Here is a 16,675-nt window from a genome sequence, read left to right as displayed (position 1 = left end):
TCGCTCCGATCGCCATGGAAACCGGTCTGCGCTTCGCCATCCGTGAAGGTGGCCGCACCGTCGGTTCGGGCGTCGTCGCCACGATCCTCGAGTAAATATTGAAGGCCACAGGGGCATAGCTCAATTGGCAGAGCGTCGGTCTCCAAAACCGAAGGTTGGGGGTTCGAGACCCTCTGCCCCTGCCAACGGTCGCTGATCACGACAGTTGGTTCCCTGGCTAAAAGGCATCGGCCCGCGAGAGTGATCTCAGCGGGCCTTGCTGCTGATGGCTACGGCCTTGAGTGGCATCCGAAATGCCGCCTCCCGGGCGGCGCGTGAAAGTGAAGTGATGGCGAATCCTCCCCAAGTCGAGACCGTGACCAGCGGCGCCGACAAGGCCAAGCTGGCGGCGGCAGTCCTGTTGCTGATCGGCGGCCTGGCTGCCTATTACGGCCTGTCCAAGCAAGGTCCGCTGGTGCAGTGGGCCTCGCTCATCGTGTTGCTGGCGGCTGGCGTGGCTGCCTTCTTCACGTCCGAGCATGGCAAGTCGCTGATTGCCTACGGTCGCGACTCGGTTCGCGAGGTCAAGAAGGTCGTCTGGCCGACCCGTAAGGAAGCCATGCAGATGACGGGCTATGTGTTCGCCTTCGTCGTCGTCATGGCCATCTTCCTGTGGCTGACCGACAAGACGCTGGAATGGGTGCTGTACGACCTGATCCTGGGCTGGAAGCGCTGATCGCAAGGAATCCCGATGTCTGAAGAACAAGTCGTCACGAGCGAAGCTCCGGCTGGCCTGCCCAAGCGCTGGTACATCGTCCATGCTTATTCCGGCATGGAGAAGGCCGTCGAGCGCAACCTTCGCGAGCGCATTGATCGCGCTGGCATGCAGGACAAGTTCGGCCGCATCCTGGTGCCGACCGAAGAGGTCGTCGAGCTGAAGAACGGCAAGAAGACGGTCACCGAGCGCCGCATCTACCCGGGCTATGTGCTCGTCGAGATGGCGATGGATGACGAGTCCTGGCACTTGGTCAAGCACACCTCCAAGGTGACGGGCTTCATCGGTGGCGCACGCAATCGTCCGGCGCCGATCTCTCAGGCCGAGGTCGACAAGATCGTCAACCAGATGCAGGAAGGCATCGAGAAGCCCCGGCCGAAGGTCGAGTGGACGGTCGGCGAGATCGTCCGCGTCAAGGAAGGCCCGTTCACGGACTTCAACGGCTCGGTCGAAGAGGTCAACTACGACAAGTCCAAGGTGCGGGTGTCCGTCACGATCTTCGGTCGTGCCACGCCGGTCGAGCTGGACTTCGCGCAGGTCGAAAAGGTCTGACGCGCTAGAATGTTGGGCTTTGGTCGGCGCGCCCTGAGCGCTGACCCGTGACCAGTCTGCAACGAGAGGCAGACAAGAGGAGCAAAGGTAAGGGCGCGGCTTTCAGGCAGCTTCCGAATCCGATGCGCTAGCACTCAGGTGAAGTCGCAGGCCGCGGCTTCACTGGATTGGAGAAAACATGGCCAAGAAGATTGTCGGCTTCATCAAGCTGCAAATTCCGGCCGGCAAGGCAAATCCTTCGCCGCCGGTGGGTCCCGCGCTGGGTCAGCGTGGCCTGAACATCATGGAGTTCTGCAAGGCGTTCAACGCCCAGACGTCCGGCGCCGGCTTCGAGCCGGGCATGAAGCTGCCGGTGGTGATCACCGCCTTCGCCGACAAGAGCTTCACCTTCGTCATCAAGTCGCCCCCGGCGACCGTGCTGCTGAAGAAGGCCGCCAAGATCGAGAAGGGCTCGCAGCGCCCCCACCTGGACAAGGTCGGCAAGCTGACCCGTGCCCAGCTGGAAGAGATCGCCAAGATCAAGACCAAGGACCTGACGGCCGCCAACCTGGACGCCGCAGTCAAGACCATCGCCGGCTCTGCCCGCTCGATGGGCATCATCGTGGAAGGTGTCTGACATGGCCAAGCTCACCAAGAAGCAAAAGGCACTGGCTGGCAAGGTCGAGTCGACCAAGCTGTACGCCCTGACGGAAGCCCTGGACCTGGTGAAGAGCCTGGCCACGGCCAAGTTTGACGAGTCCATCGACGTCGCTGTCCAGCTGGGCATCGATGCCAAGAAGTCGGACCAGGTCGTCCGTGGCGCTGTCGTGCTGCCCAACGGCACCGGCAAGACCAAGCGCGTCGCCGTGTTCGCCCAAGGCGCCAAGGCTGAAGAAGCCAAGGCCGCCGGTGCTGACGTCGTCGGTATGGAAGACCTGGCTGAGCGCGTCAAGGCGGGCGACATGCCCTTCGACGTGGTGATCGCCTCGCCCGACACGATGCGTATCGTCGGTACCCTGGGTCAGATCCTGGGCCCGCGCGGCCTGATGCCGAACCCCAAGGTTGGCACCGTGACCCCGGACGTCGCCACCGCCGTCAAGAACGCCAAGGCTGGCCAGGTCCAGTTCCGCGTTGACAAGGCCGGTATCGTCCACGGCACCATCGGCCGTCGTTCGTTCGACACCGACAAGCTCGAAGGCAACCTGCGCGCGCTGGTCGAGGCCCTGAACAAGGCCAAGCCTGCGTCCAGCAAGGGTGTCTACCTGCGCAAGGTCGCCGTGTCGTCCACGATGGGTGTCGGCGCTCGCGTCGAAATCGCTTCGATCAACGCCCAGGCCTCTGCGGCCTGATGCGCCGCCGGGCGCAAGTCCGGCGACTGAATCTGCCCGAAGCGAGTCTGGCTTCGGGCATCAAAGATTGGTGGGGCGTCGAGCCGGCTTGCCGGCGCGGCGCGTCATCCAAGACCGCTGGTGGAGACCCCTTAAATCGAAGCTGCCGATCCGTCGGTGGCCCAGAACCAGCGCAGATGGCGGTCCCGCTGACAAGGAACTCGTTCCTGACGTGTTTCTCATCAGATGGTCGCTGAATCCCTGGCGCTCTCGACGGCCGCAAGGCTCGAGGGAGCAAATGTGAGGAGTAGACCTTGAGTCTCAATCGCAACGAGAAAGCAGCCGTTGTGTCGGACGTGGCGGCGCAAGCTGCCAAGTCGCAGACGCTGGCGCTGGCTGAGTACCGTGGCCTCACCGTGGAAGCCTTGAACAAGCTGCGCGTCGACGCGCGTGCCAAGGGTGTCTATCTTCACGTGCTGAAGAACACCTTGGCCCGTCGCGCCGTCGCCGGCACCCCGTTCGAGGTTGCTGCGGAGAGCATGGTCGGCCCGCTGATCTACGGCTTTTCGGAAGACGCTGTCGCGGCTGCCAAAGTCATCGCTGACTTTGCCAAGACCAACGACAAGCTCGTCATCAAGGGTGGTGCCTACGGCGGCAAGGCTCTGGACGTGAACGGCGTGAAGGCGCTGGCCTCGGTCCCGACCAAGGAAGTCCTGCTGTCGCAACTGGCTGGCCTGCTCAAGTCGCCGGTGCAGCGCACCGCGGCCGTGCTGGCTGCCCTGGCTCAGCAACGTGGTGGCGGCGCAGAAGCCGAAGCCCCGGCTGCTGCCTGATCGACGTCACAACTCGCGTTCACACGCAAACCATCTGTATTTGAGGAACACATCATGGCATTCGACAAAGACGCTTTCCTGACCGCCCTGGACAGCATGACCGTCCTGGAACTGAACGACCTGGTCAAGGCAATCGAAGAGAAGTTCGGCGTTTCCGCCGCTTCGATGGCTGCCCCGGCTGCTGGCGGCGCTGCTGCCGGTGGCGCTGCTGCCGCTGAAGAGAAGACCGAGTTCAACGTCGTCCTGACTGACGCCGGCGCCAACAAGGTGTCCGTCATCAAGGCCGTCCGCGAAATCACCGGTCTGGGCCTGAAGGAAGCCAAGGACCTGGTCGACGGCGCTCCGAAGCCCGTCAAGGAAGGCATTGCCAAGGCCGACGCCGAAGCCGCCCTGAAGAAGCTGGTCGAAGCCGGCGCCAAGGCCGAGCTGAAGTAATTCAGACCGGCGGACGCCCAGCGTCTGCCGATCGAATCCGGTTGGCCGGATTCAAAAAAGGGGTTGCCTTCGGGCTTCCCCTTTTTCGTCTTTACGGGTTTGTCCCGTGGAGAACAGATGAAAGCACTGCGCAGCGTATGATGCGCAGTTCTTTCACGTGTTCTCTGATCCGACTGCAGAGAACCAGTTTGGTCGGACTTTGGTGCAATGCCAGAGTTGTCCGCCAGCGGTTGGTAGTGGCCAACCACCAAGCGAGGCAGCCGCCTGTTCTGGGCGGATGAGCCAGCCAGTCGCCGACGCAGTGCGTTCCACGGCCGGGAGCGCACTCGACACGGAGTGTTTATGGCGCAAGCAACCCCCTACAGCTACACCGAGCGCAAGCGGATCCGCAAGAGCTTCGGCAAGCGCGAGAGCGTTCTCAACGTTCCTTACCTGCTCACCATGCAGAAGGACAGCTACGTGGCCTTCCTGCAGAAGGACGTGGCCCCTGCCAAACGCAAGCCTGAAGGCCTGCAGGCAGCCTTCCTGTCGGCGTTCCCCATCGTTTCGCACAACGGGTTCGTCGAGATGAAGTTCCTCGAGTACAACATCGCGAAGCCGCCGTTCGACACCCGTGAGTGCCAGCAGCGGGGGTTGACCTACGCCGCCGCCGTCCGCGCGCGCCTGCAGATGATCATCTACGACCGTGAGTCGCCCCAGGCGAAGACGGTCAAGGAGATCAAGGAGCAAGAGGTCTACATGGGCGAAGTGCCCCTGATGACCGACTACGGCTCCTTCATCGTGAACGGCACCGAGCGCGTCATCGTGTCGCAGCTGCACCGTTCGCCCGGCGTGTTCTTCGAGCACGACAAGGGCAAGACCCACAGCTCGGGCAAGCTGCTGTTCAGCGCCCGCATCATTCCCTACCGCGGTTCCTGGCTGGACTTCGAGTTCGACCCGAAGGACATCCTGTACTTCCGCGTCGACCGCCGCCGCAAGATGCCGGTCACGATCCTGCTCAAGGCCATCGGCCTGAACCCCGAGCAGATCCTGGCCCACTTCTTCGTGTTCGACAACTTCCGCCTGATGGACGTCGGCGCCCAGCTCGAGTTCGTGGCTGACCGCCTGAAGGGCGAAGTCGCGCGCTTTGACATCGTCGACAAGAGCGGCGCCGTCATCGTCGAGAAGGACAAGCGCATCACCGCCCGCCATGTGCGCCAGCTGGAGCAGTCCGGCACGCAGCACATCTCGGTGCCGGAAGACTTCCTGATCGGCCGTGTCCTGGCCAAGAACATGATCGATGCCGACACCGGCGAGATCATTGCCAAGGCCAACGACGAGCTGACCGAAGCCCTGCTGAAGAAGCTGCGCGCCGCCGGCGTCAAGGAAATCCAGTGCCTGTTCACCAACGAGCTGGACGAAGGCGCCTACATCTCGCAGACCCTGGCGTCTGACGAGACCGACAGCCAACTGGCTGCCCGCGTGGCCATCTATCGCATGATGCGCCCCGGCGAGCCGCCGACGGAAGATGCCGTCGAGGCCCTGTTCAACCGCCTGTTCTACAGCACCGATACGTATGACCTGAGCCGTGTCGGCCGCATGAAGTTCAACGCGCGCGTCGGCCGTGACACGCCCGAAGGCACCATGAACCTGTCCAACGAGGACATCCTTGACGTCGTCAAGATCCTCGTCGAGCTGCGCAATGGCCGCGGCGAAGTGGACGACATCGACCACCTGGGCAACCGCCGCGTGCGCTGCGTGGGCGAACTGGCCGAGAACCAGTACCGCTCGGGCCTCGCCCGCATCGAGAAGGCTGTCAAGGAGCGTCTGGGCCAGGCCGAGACCGAAGCCCTGATGCCGCACGACCTGATCAACTCCAAGCCGATTTCCGCGGCGCTCAAGGAGTTCTTCGGTGCGTCGCAGCTGTCGCAGTTCATGGACCAGACCAACCCGCTGTCCGAGATCACGCACAAGCGTCGCGTCTCGGCCCTCGGCCCGGGCGGTCTGACCCGCGAGCGCGCCGGCTTCGAGGTGCGCGACGTGCACCCGACCCACTACGGCCGCGTCTGCCCGATCGAAACGCCGGAAGGCCCGAACATCGGCCTGATCAACTCCCTGGCCCTGTACGCCCAGCTGAACGAATACGGCTTCCTGGAGACGCCGTACCGCCGCGTGGTGGACGGCAAGGTGACCGACCAGATCGACTACCTGTCCGCCATCGAGGAAGGCAAGTACGTCATCGCCCAGGCCAACGCGACCCTGAACGCCAGCGGCGAGCTGACCGACGAGCTGGTGTCGGCCCGTGAGAACGGCGAATCGGTGCTGACCTCGCCCGAGCGCATCCAGTACATGGACGTGGCCCCGACGCAGATCGTGTCGGTCGCTGCTTCCCTGGTGCCGTTCCTCGAGCACGACGACGCGAACCGCGCACTGATGGGCGCCAACATGCAGCGCCAGGCCGTGCCGGTGCTGCGCCCTGAGAAGGCCTTCGTAGGCACGGGCGTCGAGCGCGTGGCTGCCAAGGACTCGGGCACGGTCGTGGCCGCCCGCCGCGGCGGCGTGGTCGACTATGTCGATACGAACCGCATCGTGATCCGCGTGAACGATGACGAGACCGTGGCCGGTGAGGTCGGTGTCGACATCTACAACCTGATCAAGTACCAGCGTTCCAACCAGAACACCAACATCCACCAGCGCCCGATCGTGCGCCGTGGCGACAAGGTGGCGGCCGAGGACATCATTGCCGACGGCGCCTCCACCGACATCGGTGAACTGGCCCTGGGCCAGAACATGCTGGTCGCGTTCATGCCCTGGAACGGCTACAACTTCGAAGACTCGATCCTGATCTCGGAGCGCGTCATCGCCGAAGACCGCTACACCTCGATCCACATCGAGGAGCTGGTCGTCAACGCGCGTGACACCAAGCTGGGTTCGGAAGAAATCACCCGCGACATCCCCAACCTGTCCGAGCAGCAACTGGGCCGCCTGGACGAGTCGGGCATCGTCTACATCGGTGCTGAAGTGAACCCGGGCGACGTGCTGGTCGGCAAGGTCACGCCCAAGGGCGAAACCACGCTGACGCCGGAAGAGAAGCTGCTGCGCGCGATCTTCGGCGAGAAGGCGTCCGACGTGAAGGACACGTCGCTGCGTGTCGACCAGGGCACCAGCGGCACCGTCATCGACGTGCAGGTCTTCACCCGCGAAGGCATCCAGCGCGACAAGCGCGCCCAGCAGATCATCGACGATGAACTCAAGCGCTTCCGCCTGGACCTGAACGACCAGCTGCGCATCGTCGAGGCCGACGCCTTCGACCGTATCGAGAAGCTGCTCGTGGGCAAGATCGCCAACGGCGGCCCGCAGAAGATCGCCAAGGGCACCAAGATCGACAAGGACTATCTGGCCTCCGTCGAGAAGTTCCACTGGTTCGACATCCGCCCGGCCGAGGAAGACGTCGCCAACCAGCTGGAAAGCATCAAGAACTCGCTGGACCAGACCCGCCACAGCTTCGACCTCGCCTTCGAAGAGAAGCGCAAGAAGCTGACGCAAGGCGACGAGCTGCCCGCTGGTGTGCTGAAGATGGTCAAGGTCTACCTGGCCGTCAAGCGTCGCCTGCAGCCTGGCGACAAGATGGCCGGCCGTCACGGCAACAAGGGTGTCGTGTCCAAGGTCACCCCGATCGAAGACATGCCCTACATGGCCGACGGCACGCCTGCCGACATCGTGCTGAACCCGCTGGGCGTCCCGTCGCGGATGAACGTGGGCCAGGTGCTCGAAGTGCACCTGGGCTGGGCCGGCAAGGGCATCGGCCAGCGCATCGGCGACATGCTGCAGCAACACAGCAAGGTGGCCGAGCTGCGCAAGTTCTTCGACGAGCTCTACAACCAGAGCGGCGGCAAGACCGAGAACATCGACGAACTGACGGACGACGAAGTGCTCGAGATGGCGGCCAACCTCTCCAAGGGCGTGCCGTTCGCAACGCCGGTCTTCGACGGTGCCAAGGAAGAAGAAATCCGCGGCATGCTGAAGCTGGCCTACCCGGACGACATCGCCGCCAAGAAGGGGCTGACCGAAACCCGCACCCAGGCCTGGCTGTGCGACGGTCGCACGGGCGAGCAGTTCGAGCGCCCGGTCACCGTCGGCTACATGCACGTGCTGAAGCTGCACCACCTGGTGGACGACAAGATGCACGCCCGCTCGACCGGCCCGTACTCGCTCGTCACGCAACAGCCGCTGGGCGGCAAGGCCCAGTTCGGCGGCCAGCGCTTCGGTGAAATGGAAGTGTGGGCGCTGGAAGCCTACGGCGCCTCGTACATCCTGCAGGAAATGCTGACGGTCAAGTCTGACGACGTGAACGGCCGCACCAAGGTCTACGAGTCCATCGTCAAGGGCGAGCACGCCATCGAGGCCGGCATGCCGGAATCGTTCAACGTGCTGGTCAAGGAAATCCGTTCGCTCGGTATCGACATCGAGCTCGAGCGCAACTAATCAGGAACAGGAGAGAACACATGAAAGGTTTGCTGGACCTGTTCAAGCAGTTCACGCCGGATGAGCATTTCGATGCCATCAAGATCGGCCTGGCATCGCCGGAGAAGATCCGCAGCTGGTCGTTCGGTGAAGTGAAGAAGCCCGAGACCATCAACTACCGGACGTTCAAGCCGGAGCGTGATGGCCTGTTCTGCGCCAAGATCTTCGGCCCGATCAAGGACTACGAGTGCCTGTGCGGCAAGTACAAGCGCCTGAAGCACCGCGGCGTGATCTGCGAGAAGTGCGGCGTCGAAGTGACCCAGACCAAGGTCCGCCGTGACCGCATGGGCCACATCGACCTGGCCGCGCCTTGCGCGCACATCTGGTTCCTGAAGAGCCTGCCGTCGCGCCTGGGCCTGGTGCTCGACATGACGCTGCGCGACATCGAGCGCGTGCTGTACTTCGAAGCCTACGTCGTGGTCGACCCGGGCATGACGCCGCTGAAGAAGTTCTCGATCATGAGCGAGGACGACTACGACGCCAAGCGTGTGGAATTCGGCGACGAGTTCATCGCGCTGATGGGTGCCGAGGGCATCAAGAAGCTGCTGGAGGAAATGGATCTCGACATCGAGATCGACAAGCTCCGCAACGACATGACCGGCTCCGAGCTCAAGGTCAAGAAGAACTCCAAGCGCCTGAAGGTCATGGAGGCCTTCAAGAAGTCCGGCATCAAGCCGAACTGGATGGTGCTGGACGTGCTGCCCGTGCTGCCGCCGGACCTGCGTCCGCTGGTGCCGCTGGACGGCGGCCGCTTCGCGACCTCCGACCTGAACGACCTCTACCGTCGCGTCATCAACCGCAACAACCGCCTGGCCCGTCTGCTGGAGCTGAAGGCCCCTGAGATCATCGTGCGCAACGAAAAGCGCATGCTGCAGGAAGCCGTCGACTCGCTGCTGGACAACGGCCGCCGCGGCAAGGCCATGACCGGCGCGAACAAGCGTGCCCTCAAGTCGCTCGCCGACATGATCAAGGGCAAGAGCGGTCGCTTCCGTCAGAACCTGCTGGGCAAGCGCGTCGACTACTCGGGCCGTTCGGTCATCGTGGTGGGCCCGACGCTCAAGCTGCACCAGTGCGGCCTGCCCAAGCTGATGGCGCTCGAGCTCTTCAAGCCCTTCATCTTCAGCCGTCTCGAAGCCATGGGCATCGCGACGACGATCAAGGCTGCCAAGAAGGAAGTCGAGTCCGGCACGCCCGTGGTCTGGGACATCCTGGAAGAGGTCATCAAGGAGCACCCGGTTCTGCTGAACCGCGCCCCGACCCTGCACCGCCTGGGCATCCAGGCCTTCGAGCCCGTGCTGATCGAAGGCAAGGCCATCCAGCTGCACCCGCTCGTCTGCTCGGCCTTCAACGCCGACTTCGACGGTGACCAGATGGCTGTCCACGTGCCGCTGTCCATCGAAGCGCAGATGGAAGCCCGCACGCTGATGCTGGCCTCCAACAACGTGCTGTTCCCGGCCTCCGGCGAGCCCTCCATCGTGCCGTCGCAGGACGTGGTGCTGGGCCTGTACTACGCCACCCGCGAGCGCACCAATGGCAAGGGCGAAGGCCTGATCTTCTCGGACATCCCCGAGCTGATCCGCGCGCTGGAAAACGGCGTGGTCGAGATCACCGCCAAGATCAGCGTGCGCCTGACCGAGTGGACCAAGAACAAGGAAACGGGCGAGTTCGAGCCCGAGACCAAGCTCGTGGACACCACCGTCGGCCGTGCCCTGCTGTCGGAAATCCTGCCCAAGGGCCTGCCCTTCAGCAACATCAACAAGGCACTCAAGAAGAAGGAGATCAGCCGTCTGATCAACACCTCCTTCCGCAAGTGCGGCTTGAAGGAAACCGTGGTGCTGGCCGACAAGCTGCTGCAAAGCGGCTTCCGCCTGGCCACGCGTGCCGGCATCTCGATCGCCATCGACGACATGCTGGTGCCCAAGGAGAAGTACACGGTCATCGACCGCGCCGAGAAGGAAGTCAAGGAGATCGAGCAGCAGTACGTCTCGGGTCTCGTGACGGCCGGCGAGCGTTACAACAAGGTCGTGGACATCTGGGGCAAGGCCGGTGACGAAATCGGCAAGAAGATGATGGACCACCTGAAGGTGGAAAAGACGACCGACCGCAACGGCAAGGAAGTCACCCAGGAGTCGTTCAACTCCATCTACATGATGGCCGACTCGGGTGCCCGCGGTAGCGCGGCCCAGATCCGTCAGCTCGCCGGCATGCGCGGCCTTATGGCCAAGCCGGACGGCTCCATCATCGAGACGCCCATCACCGCGAACTTCCGCGAAGGCCTGAACGTTCTGCAGTACTTCATCTCCACCCACGGTGCTCGTAAGGGCCTGGCGGACACGGCGCTGAAGACCGCGAACTCCGGCTACCTGACCCGTCGCCTGGTCGACGTGACCCAGGATCTGGTCGTGACGGAAGACGATTGCGGCACCGACAACGGCATGAACATGCGTGCCCTGGTCGAAGGTGGTGAAGTCATCGAATCGCTGCGCGACCGCGTCCTCGGCCGCGTTGCCGCGATCGATGTCGTCCACCCCGAGACGCAGGCCACGCTGCTGACCGCCGGCAACATGCTCGACGAGGACACCCTCGACGTGCTGGAGCAGGCGGGTGTCGACGAAATCAAGGTCCGCACGCCGCTGACCTGCGGCACGCGCTTCGGCCTGTGCGCCAAGTGCTATGGCCGTGACCTCGGCCGTGGTGGCCTGGTCAACGTTGGTGAGGCCGTCGGCGTCATCGCGGCGCAGTCGATCGGTGAGCCGGGCACGCAGCTGACGATGCGTACCTTCCACATCGGTGGTGCCGCGTCGCGTGCTGCCGTGGCCTCGAGCGTCGAAGCCAAGTCGGACGGCATCATCGGCTTCAACGCGACGATGCGCTACGTGACCAACGGCAAGGGCGAGCTGGTCGTGATTTCCCGTTCCGGCGAGATCATCATTGCCGACCCGCACGGCCGCGAGCGCGAGCGTCACAAGGTGCCGTACGGTGCGGTGCTGAACATCAAGCCGAGCCAGACCATCAAGGCCGGCGTGGTGCTCGCCAACTGGGACCCGCTGACCCGCCCGATCATCACGGAATTCGCCGGCAAGGCGAAGTTCGAGAACGTCGAGGAAGGCGTGACCGTCGCCAAGCAGGTGGACGAAGTGACCGGTCTGTCGACCCTGGTCGTGATCGACCCGAAGCGCCGCGGCGCCGCCAAGGTCGTGCGTCCGCAGGTCAAGCTGCTCGACGCGCAAGGCCACGAGGTCAAGATCCCCGGTACCGACCACTCGGTGGCCATCGGCTTCCAGGTCGGCGCGCTGATCCAGATCCGCGACGGCCAGGAACTGCTGCCCGGTGAGGTGCTCGCCCGTATCCCGGTCGAAGGCCAGAAGACCCGCGACATTACCGGCGGTCTGCCGCGTGTGGCCGAGCTCTTCGAAGCCCGCTCGCCCAAGGACGTCGGCGTGCTGGCCGAGCAGACCGGTACCGTGTCGTTCGGCAAGGAGACCAAGGGCAAGATCCGCCTGCAGATCACCGACCCGGACGGCAAGGCCCACGAGGAACTCGTGCCCAAGGAAAAGAACATCCTGGTGCACGAAGGCCAGGTGGTCAACCGCGGCGAGCTGATCGTCGACGGCGCAGCCGACCCGCAGGACATCCTGCGCCTGCTGGGCATCGAGGAACTGGCGCGCTACATCGTCGACGAAGTGCAGGATGTGTACCGACTCCAGGGCGTGAAGATCAACGACAAGCACATCGAGGTGATCGTTCGCCAGATGCTGCGTCGCGTGACCATCACCAACCCGGGTGACTCGCACTACATCCTGAACGAGCAGGTCGAGCGCTCCGAGCTGCTGGACACCAACGACAAGCTCCGCAAGGAAGGCAAGATGATCGCCACGCACGCCGACGTGCTGCTGGGCATCACCAAGGCCTCGCTGTCGACGGACTCCTTCATCTCGGCGGCTTCCTTCCAGGAAACGACCCGCGTGCTCACCGAGGCTGCCATCATGGGCAAGCGCGACGAGCTGCGTGGCCTCAAGGAAAACGTCATCGTCGGCCGCCTCATCCCGGCGGGTACCGGCATGGCCTTCCACGAGGCACGCCGTGCCAAGGAAGCCATGGACGACGCCGAGCGTCGCGCCATTGCCCTGCAGGAAGCCGAGGAGCTCGCGGCCGCCCAGATGGCGGGCGTGGACGCCGGCGACAGCTCGGCCGAGTAAGCCGACCCGGGCCTTCGTGCCCGACACGAAAGCCGCCCCGGCTCAGGCCGCGGCGGCTTTTTTTCTTGTTCAGCCGAGCGACCAGCGTTCGGGTGTCACGATCGCGAGGTCGCGCAGTCGCGCGCGTTTGGCCAGCGCGAGCAGCGCCTTGTCGCGCGACACCAGCCAGCGCGCCCGTGCCGCCACGGCAAGGTCGATGAACTTCTGGTCGTCAGGGTCCCGGCAGACCATCCGGCCCGCCAGGGGCTGCGGGGGGGCATCCGCCACCGCTGTTGCGAATGCGTCGAACTGCGCCTCGATGAAGGTCAGGTCGGGCCGGTAGCTCGCTGCCACGCCGCGACTGATCACGTGCCGAAGCTCGTCGCGCATCCCCGGCGCCACGAGCCAGCGCAGGCGTCGCTCGCTCACCGCCGACACCAGGGGCTGCACACGCGCATCGCGGAACACCAGCCAGTCCATGACGACCTGGGTGTCGATGACGATCGCCGGGCGGTTATCGTCGGCGGCATTCATGGGGGCGGGAGAGGGCAGCGTGGGTAGGGCCATCTCCCCGAGCTTACCGGCTCACCGTCGCAGCTCTTGTGCCCGAAACCCCATCGGTCTACAATCGCGGGCTCTTCGCCTTTTGGGCGGTGCGCTCTTGCGCGCTCAAAACACGGGCGAAGTTCACTGACTTCAAACGGGAACAAGTCGTTTATGCCAACCATCAATCAACTGGTGCGCCACGGCCGTGAGGCCGAGGTCACCAAGTCCAAGTCGCCTGCGATGCAGAACTGCCCGCAGCGCCGCGGTGTCTGCACCCGCGTCTACACCACCACGCCGAAGAAGCCGAACTCGGCTCTGCGTAAGGTCGCCAAGGTGCGCCTGACCAACGGTTTCGAGGTCATCTCGTACATCGGCGGTGAAGGCCACAACCTGCAAGAACACAGCGTCGTGCTCGTGCGCGGCGGCCGTGTGAAGGACCTGCCGGGTGTGCGTTACCACATCGTCCGCGGCTCCCTCGACCTGCAGGGCGTCAAGGATCGCAAGCAAGCCCGTTCCAAGTACGGCGCGAAGCGTCCCAAGAAGTAAATCGGTTGTTTGGGCTCAGCTGCATTGCTGACCCAACGTTGTTGCGGTTGCTGAATAGGTCAGTCAGCCGAGTAAGTGGACAAGCCCCAGAGGTCGGTGGTTGTCCAGCGGAGCCAGGCGAAAGCCGTCTCCAACTGAAGCAGAAGGAAGAATCCCATGCCACGTCGTCGCGAAGTACCCAAGCGCGAAATCCTGCCGGACCCCAAGTTCGGTTCCGTCGATCTGTCCAAGTTCATGAACGTCATCATGGAATCGGGCAAGAAGGCCGTCGCTGAGCGCATCATCTACGGTGCCCTCGAGCAGGTCGAGAAGAAGGTCGGTAAGGACCCGCTGGAAGTGTTCATGGTCGCCCTGAACAACGTGAAGCCCATGGTTGAAGTGAAGTCCCGCCGTGTCGGCGGTGCGAACTACCAAGTTCCCGTGGAAGTTCGCCCCGTCCGCCGGATGGCCCTCGCCATGCGCTGGCTCAAGGAATCCGCCCGCAAGCGCGGTGAGAAGTCGATGGCCCAACGCCTGGCCAATGAACTGCTCGAGGCCGCTGAAGGCCGCGGCGGCGCGATGAAGAAGCGCGACGAAGTTCACCGCATGGCAGAAGCCAACAAGGCGTTCTCGCACTTCCGCTTCTAAACTCACTGTCTTTCGGCCGCCTCGGGTTTCTACCAACCCGCTGGCGGCTCCTGCCTTCTGGAGCAAACCATGGCCCGCAAAACCCCCATCGAGCGCTACCGCAACATCGGTATCTCCGCGCACATCGATGCTGGCAAGACCACCACGACCGAGCGCATCCTCTACTACACCGGTGTGAACCACAAGATCGGTGAAGTGCACGACGGCGCCGCCACGATGGACTGGATGGAGCAGGAGCAAGAACGCGGCATCACGATCACGTCGGCTGCCACGACCTGCTTCTGGAAGGGCATGGACATGTCCTACCCTGAGCACCGCTTCAACATCATCGACACCCCCGGACACGTGGACTTCACCATTGAGGTGGAGCGTTCCATGCGCGTGCTGGACGGCGCCTGCATGGTGTACTGCGCCGTGGGTGGCGTGCAGCCCCAGTCGGAAACCGTCTGGCGCCAGGCCAACAAGTACAAGGTGCCCCGTCTTGCCTTCGTGAACAAGATGGACCGCACCGGCGCGAACTTCTTCAAGGTCGTTGACCAGATGAAGACCCGCCTGAAGGCCAACCCGGTGCCCGTGGTCATTCCCATCGGTGCCGAGGAAAACTTCAAGGGCGTGGTGGACCTCTTCAAGATGAAGGCCATCATCTGGGACGAAGCCTCCCAGGGCATGAAGTTCACCTTCGAAGACATCCCGGCCGACCTGGTCGAGGTCGCCCAGGAATGGCGCGAGAAGATGGTCGAGGCGGCTGCCGAAGCCAGCGAAGAGCTGATGAACAAGTACCTCGAGACGGGCGACCTGACCGAGGAAGAGATCAAGCAGGCCATCCGTCAGCGCACCATCGCGACGGAAATCCAGCCGATGCTTTGCGGCACCGCGTTCAAGAACAAGGGTGTGCAGCGCATGCTGGACGCCGTCATCGACTTCCTGCCGTCGCCGCTGGACATCCCGCCGGTCGCTGGCACCGATGAGGACGACCAGCCGGTCACGCGTCAGCGTACCGACGAAGAGAAGTTCTCGGCTCTGGCCTTCAAGCTGATGACTGACCCCTACGTTGGTCAGCTGACCTTCGTGCGCGTGTACTCGGGCGTGCTGACCTCCGGTGCGACGGTCTACAACCCGATCCGTGGCAAGAAGGAACGCATCGGCCGGATCCTGCAGATGCACGCCAACCAGCGTGAAGAAATCAAGGAAATTCTGGCGGGTGACATCGCGGCGTGCGTGGGCCTGAAGGACGTCACGACCGGCGAAACGCTGTGCGATCCGGAAAGCGTCATCACCCTCGAGAAGATGGTCTTCCCGGAGCCGGTGATCTCGCAGGCCGTCGAGCCCAAGACCAAGGCCGACCAGGAAAAGATGGGTATCGCGCTGGGCCGTCTGGCTGCCGAAGACCCGTCCTTCCGTCTGCGCACCGACGAAGAGTCCGGCCAGACCATCATCTCCGGCATGGGCGAGCTGCACCTGGAAATCATCGTCGACCGCATGAAGCGGGAGTTCGGTGTGGAAGCCAACGTCGGCAAGCCGCAGGTGGCCTACCGCGAAACCATCCGCAAGACCGCGACCGACGTCGAAGGCAAGTTCGTTCGCCAGTCCGGTGGTAAGGGCCAGTACGGTCACGTCGTGCTGACCGTCGAACCGCAAGAGCCGGGCAAGGGCTTCGAGTTCGTCGACGCCATCAAGGGTGGCGTGGTGCCGCGCGAGTACATCCCCGCGGTCGAGAAGGGCGTCATCGACACCCTGCCGAACGGCGTGCTGGCGGGCTACCCGGTCGTGGACGTCAAGGTCACGCTGACCTTCGGTTCGTACCACGATGTGGACTCGAACGAAAACGCGTTCAAGATGGCCGCCTCAATGGGCTTCAAGGAAGCCTGCCGTCGCGCCAGCCCGGTCATCCTCGAGCCGATGATGGCCGTGGAAGTCGAGACGCCGGAAGACTACGCCGGTACCGTCATGGGCGACCTGTCCAGCCGTCGCGGCATGGTGCAGGGCATGGACGACATGCCTGGTGGTGGCAAGGTCATCAAGGCCGAAGTGCCGCTGAGCGAAATGTTCGGCTACTCCACGTCGCTGCGCTCGGCCACGCAAGGCCGCGCCACCTACACGATGGAGTTCAAGCACTACTCCGAAGCGCCGAAGAACGTGGCCGACGCCATCATCCTGGCTCGCGGCAAGTCCTGATCAAGCGCTGATCCGAATCGTCTTCACAGCGGCCCGCCCGCTTCGCCAGTCGGCGGGAATCACGGGCGCTGTGGAAACGCTAAACCAACAGACTGGCGACATGCTCTTTTCGGAGATTTGAGAAATGGCAAAAGGCAAGTTTGAACGGACCAAGCCGCACGTGAACGTGGGCACGATCGGTCACGTGGACCATGGCAAGACGACGCTGACGGCGGCGAT

General features: G+C 63.6%; 14 protein-coding genes and 1 tRNA gene. 14 read left to right on the top strand and 1 reads right to left on the bottom strand.

What is annotated here, in order from left to right; translation table 11 throughout:
- From CDO81_RS27060 to rpoC, 10 genes are all read left to right on the top strand, one after another.
- On the top strand, nt 1-95 hold a 95-nt coding region (locus CDO81_RS27060; protein WP_088486379.1), incomplete at its 5' end, for an EF-Tu C-terminal domain-related protein.
- A 14-nt stretch (nt 96-109) separates the two neighbouring features.
- Nucleotides 110-185: transfer RNA gene (locus tag CDO81_RS27055), tRNA-Trp, on the top strand.
- Nucleotides 186-328: 143 nt separating this feature from the next.
- Nucleotides 329-715, top strand: coding sequence for a preprotein translocase subunit SecE (gene secE, locus CDO81_RS27050; RefSeq protein ID WP_088486378.1), 387 nt, complete (start codon nt 329-331; stop codon nt 713-715).
- Nucleotides 716-730: 15 nt separating this feature from the next.
- Entirely contained in the window at nt 731-1,306 is a 576-nt protein-coding gene (gene nusG / locus CDO81_RS27045) for a transcription termination/antitermination protein NusG (RefSeq protein ID WP_088486377.1), read from the top strand.
- A 178-nt stretch (nt 1,307-1,484) separates the two neighbouring features.
- Nucleotides 1,485-1,922, top strand: a complete 438-nt coding sequence (rplK, locus tag CDO81_RS27040) for a 50S ribosomal protein L11 (protein WP_088486376.1) — start codon at nt 1,485-1,487, stop codon at nt 1,920-1,922.
- A 1-nt stretch (nt 1,923) separates the two neighbouring features.
- The gene (rplA, locus tag CDO81_RS27035; RefSeq protein WP_088486375.1) at nt 1,924-2,634 is read left to right on the top strand and encodes a 50S ribosomal protein L1; all 711 of its coding nucleotides are present in this window, start codon (nt 1,924-1,926) and stop codon (nt 2,632-2,634) included.
- 293 nt (nt 2,635-2,927) lie between these two features.
- Nucleotides 2,928-3,446, top strand: a complete 519-nt coding sequence (gene rplJ / locus CDO81_RS27030) for a 50S ribosomal protein L10 (RefSeq protein WP_088486374.1) — start codon at nt 2,928-2,930, stop codon at nt 3,444-3,446.
- A 54-nt stretch (nt 3,447-3,500) separates the two neighbouring features.
- A complete protein-coding gene (gene rplL, locus CDO81_RS27025; RefSeq protein WP_088486373.1) occupies nt 3,501-3,881 on the top strand; it encodes a 50S ribosomal protein L7/L12 in 381 nt (126 codons plus the stop codon).
- Nucleotides 3,882-4,223: 342 nt separating this feature from the next.
- Nucleotides 4,224-8,345 (top strand): DNA-directed RNA polymerase subunit beta, encoded by a 4,122-nt coding sequence (gene rpoB / locus CDO81_RS27020; protein ID WP_088486372.1) that lies wholly within the window; start codon nt 4,224-4,226, stop codon nt 8,343-8,345.
- A gap of 20 nt (nt 8,346-8,365) precedes the next feature.
- The gene (gene rpoC / locus CDO81_RS27015) at nt 8,366-12,583 is read left to right on the top strand and encodes a DNA-directed RNA polymerase subunit beta' (RefSeq protein ID WP_088486371.1); all 4,218 of its coding nucleotides are present in this window, start codon (nt 8,366-8,368) and stop codon (nt 12,581-12,583) included.
- Nucleotides 12,584-12,652: 69 nt separating this feature from the next.
- On the opposite strand, the gene CDO81_RS27010 is transcribed toward rpoC, so the two are convergent.
- Nucleotides 12,653-13,096, bottom strand: a complete 444-nt coding sequence (locus CDO81_RS27010; RefSeq protein ID WP_158218450.1) for a putative toxin-antitoxin system toxin component, PIN family — start codon at nt 13,094-13,096, stop codon at nt 12,653-12,655.
- A 183-nt stretch (nt 13,097-13,279) separates the two neighbouring features.
- On the opposite strand from CDO81_RS27010, the gene rpsL reads away from it, so the two are divergent.
- The 4 genes from rpsL to CDO81_RS26990 form a co-directional block, all read left to right on the top strand.
- A complete protein-coding gene (gene rpsL / locus CDO81_RS27005) occupies nt 13,280-13,654 on the top strand; it encodes a 30S ribosomal protein S12 (RefSeq protein WP_088486369.1) in 375 nt (124 codons plus the stop codon).
- A gap of 156 nt (nt 13,655-13,810) precedes the next feature.
- A complete protein-coding gene (gene rpsG / locus CDO81_RS27000; RefSeq protein WP_088486368.1) occupies nt 13,811-14,281 on the top strand; it encodes a 30S ribosomal protein S7 in 471 nt (156 codons plus the stop codon).
- Nucleotides 14,282-14,350: 69 nt separating this feature from the next.
- Nucleotides 14,351-16,456 carry an elongation factor G gene (gene fusA, locus CDO81_RS26995; RefSeq protein ID WP_088486367.1) on the top strand — a complete coding sequence of 702 codons (2,106 nt, stop codon included), beginning with the start codon at nt 14,351-14,353 and terminating at the stop codon, nt 16,454-16,456.
- A gap of 124 nt (nt 16,457-16,580) precedes the next feature.
- Nucleotides 16,581-16,675, top strand: a 95-nt coding sequence (locus tag CDO81_RS26990) for a GTP-binding protein (RefSeq protein WP_005434227.1), incomplete at its 3' end; no start/stop codon positions are given.

This window comes from Roseateles puraquae, from assembly GCF_002205845.1.
GTDB lineage: Bacteria > Pseudomonadota > Gammaproteobacteria > Burkholderiales > Burkholderiaceae_C > Pelomonas > Pelomonas puraquae.
The sequence above is the reverse complement of the archived record's forward strand: the minus strand, read 5'-3'. Positions and strand labels throughout refer to the sequence as shown.

Bases quoted from the DNA above. Each gene is read 5' to 3' on its own strand.
- secE (WP_088486378.1), top strand. From the start codon at position 329: ATGGCGAATCCTCCCCAAGTCGAGACCGTGACCAGCGGCGCCGACAAG.
- nusG (WP_088486377.1), top strand. From the start codon at position 731: ATGTCTGAAGAACAAGTCGTCACGAGCGAAGCTCCGGCTGGCCTGCCC.
- rplK (WP_088486376.1), top strand. From the start codon at position 1,485: ATGGCCAAGAAGATTGTCGGCTTCATCAAGCTGCAAATTCCGGCCGGC.
- rplA (WP_088486375.1), top strand. From the start codon at position 1,924: ATGGCCAAGCTCACCAAGAAGCAAAAGGCACTGGCTGGCAAGGTCGAG.
- rplL (WP_088486373.1), top strand. From the start codon at position 3,501: ATGGCATTCGACAAAGACGCTTTCCTGACCGCCCTGGACAGCATGACC.
- rpoB (WP_088486372.1), top strand. From the start codon at position 4,224: ATGGCGCAAGCAACCCCCTACAGCTACACCGAGCGCAAGCGGATCCGC.
- rpoC (WP_088486371.1), top strand. From the start codon at position 8,366: ATGAAAGGTTTGCTGGACCTGTTCAAGCAGTTCACGCCGGATGAGCAT.
- CDO81_RS27010 (WP_158218450.1), bottom strand. From the start codon at position 13,096: ATGAATGCCGCCGACGATAACCGCCCGGCGATCGTCATCGACACCCAG.
- rpsL (WP_088486369.1), top strand. From the start codon at position 13,280: ATGCCAACCATCAATCAACTGGTGCGCCACGGCCGTGAGGCCGAGGTC.
- rpsG (WP_088486368.1), top strand. From the start codon at position 13,811: ATGCCACGTCGTCGCGAAGTACCCAAGCGCGAAATCCTGCCGGACCCC.
- fusA (WP_088486367.1), top strand. From the start codon at position 14,351: ATGGCCCGCAAAACCCCCATCGAGCGCTACCGCAACATCGGTATCTCC.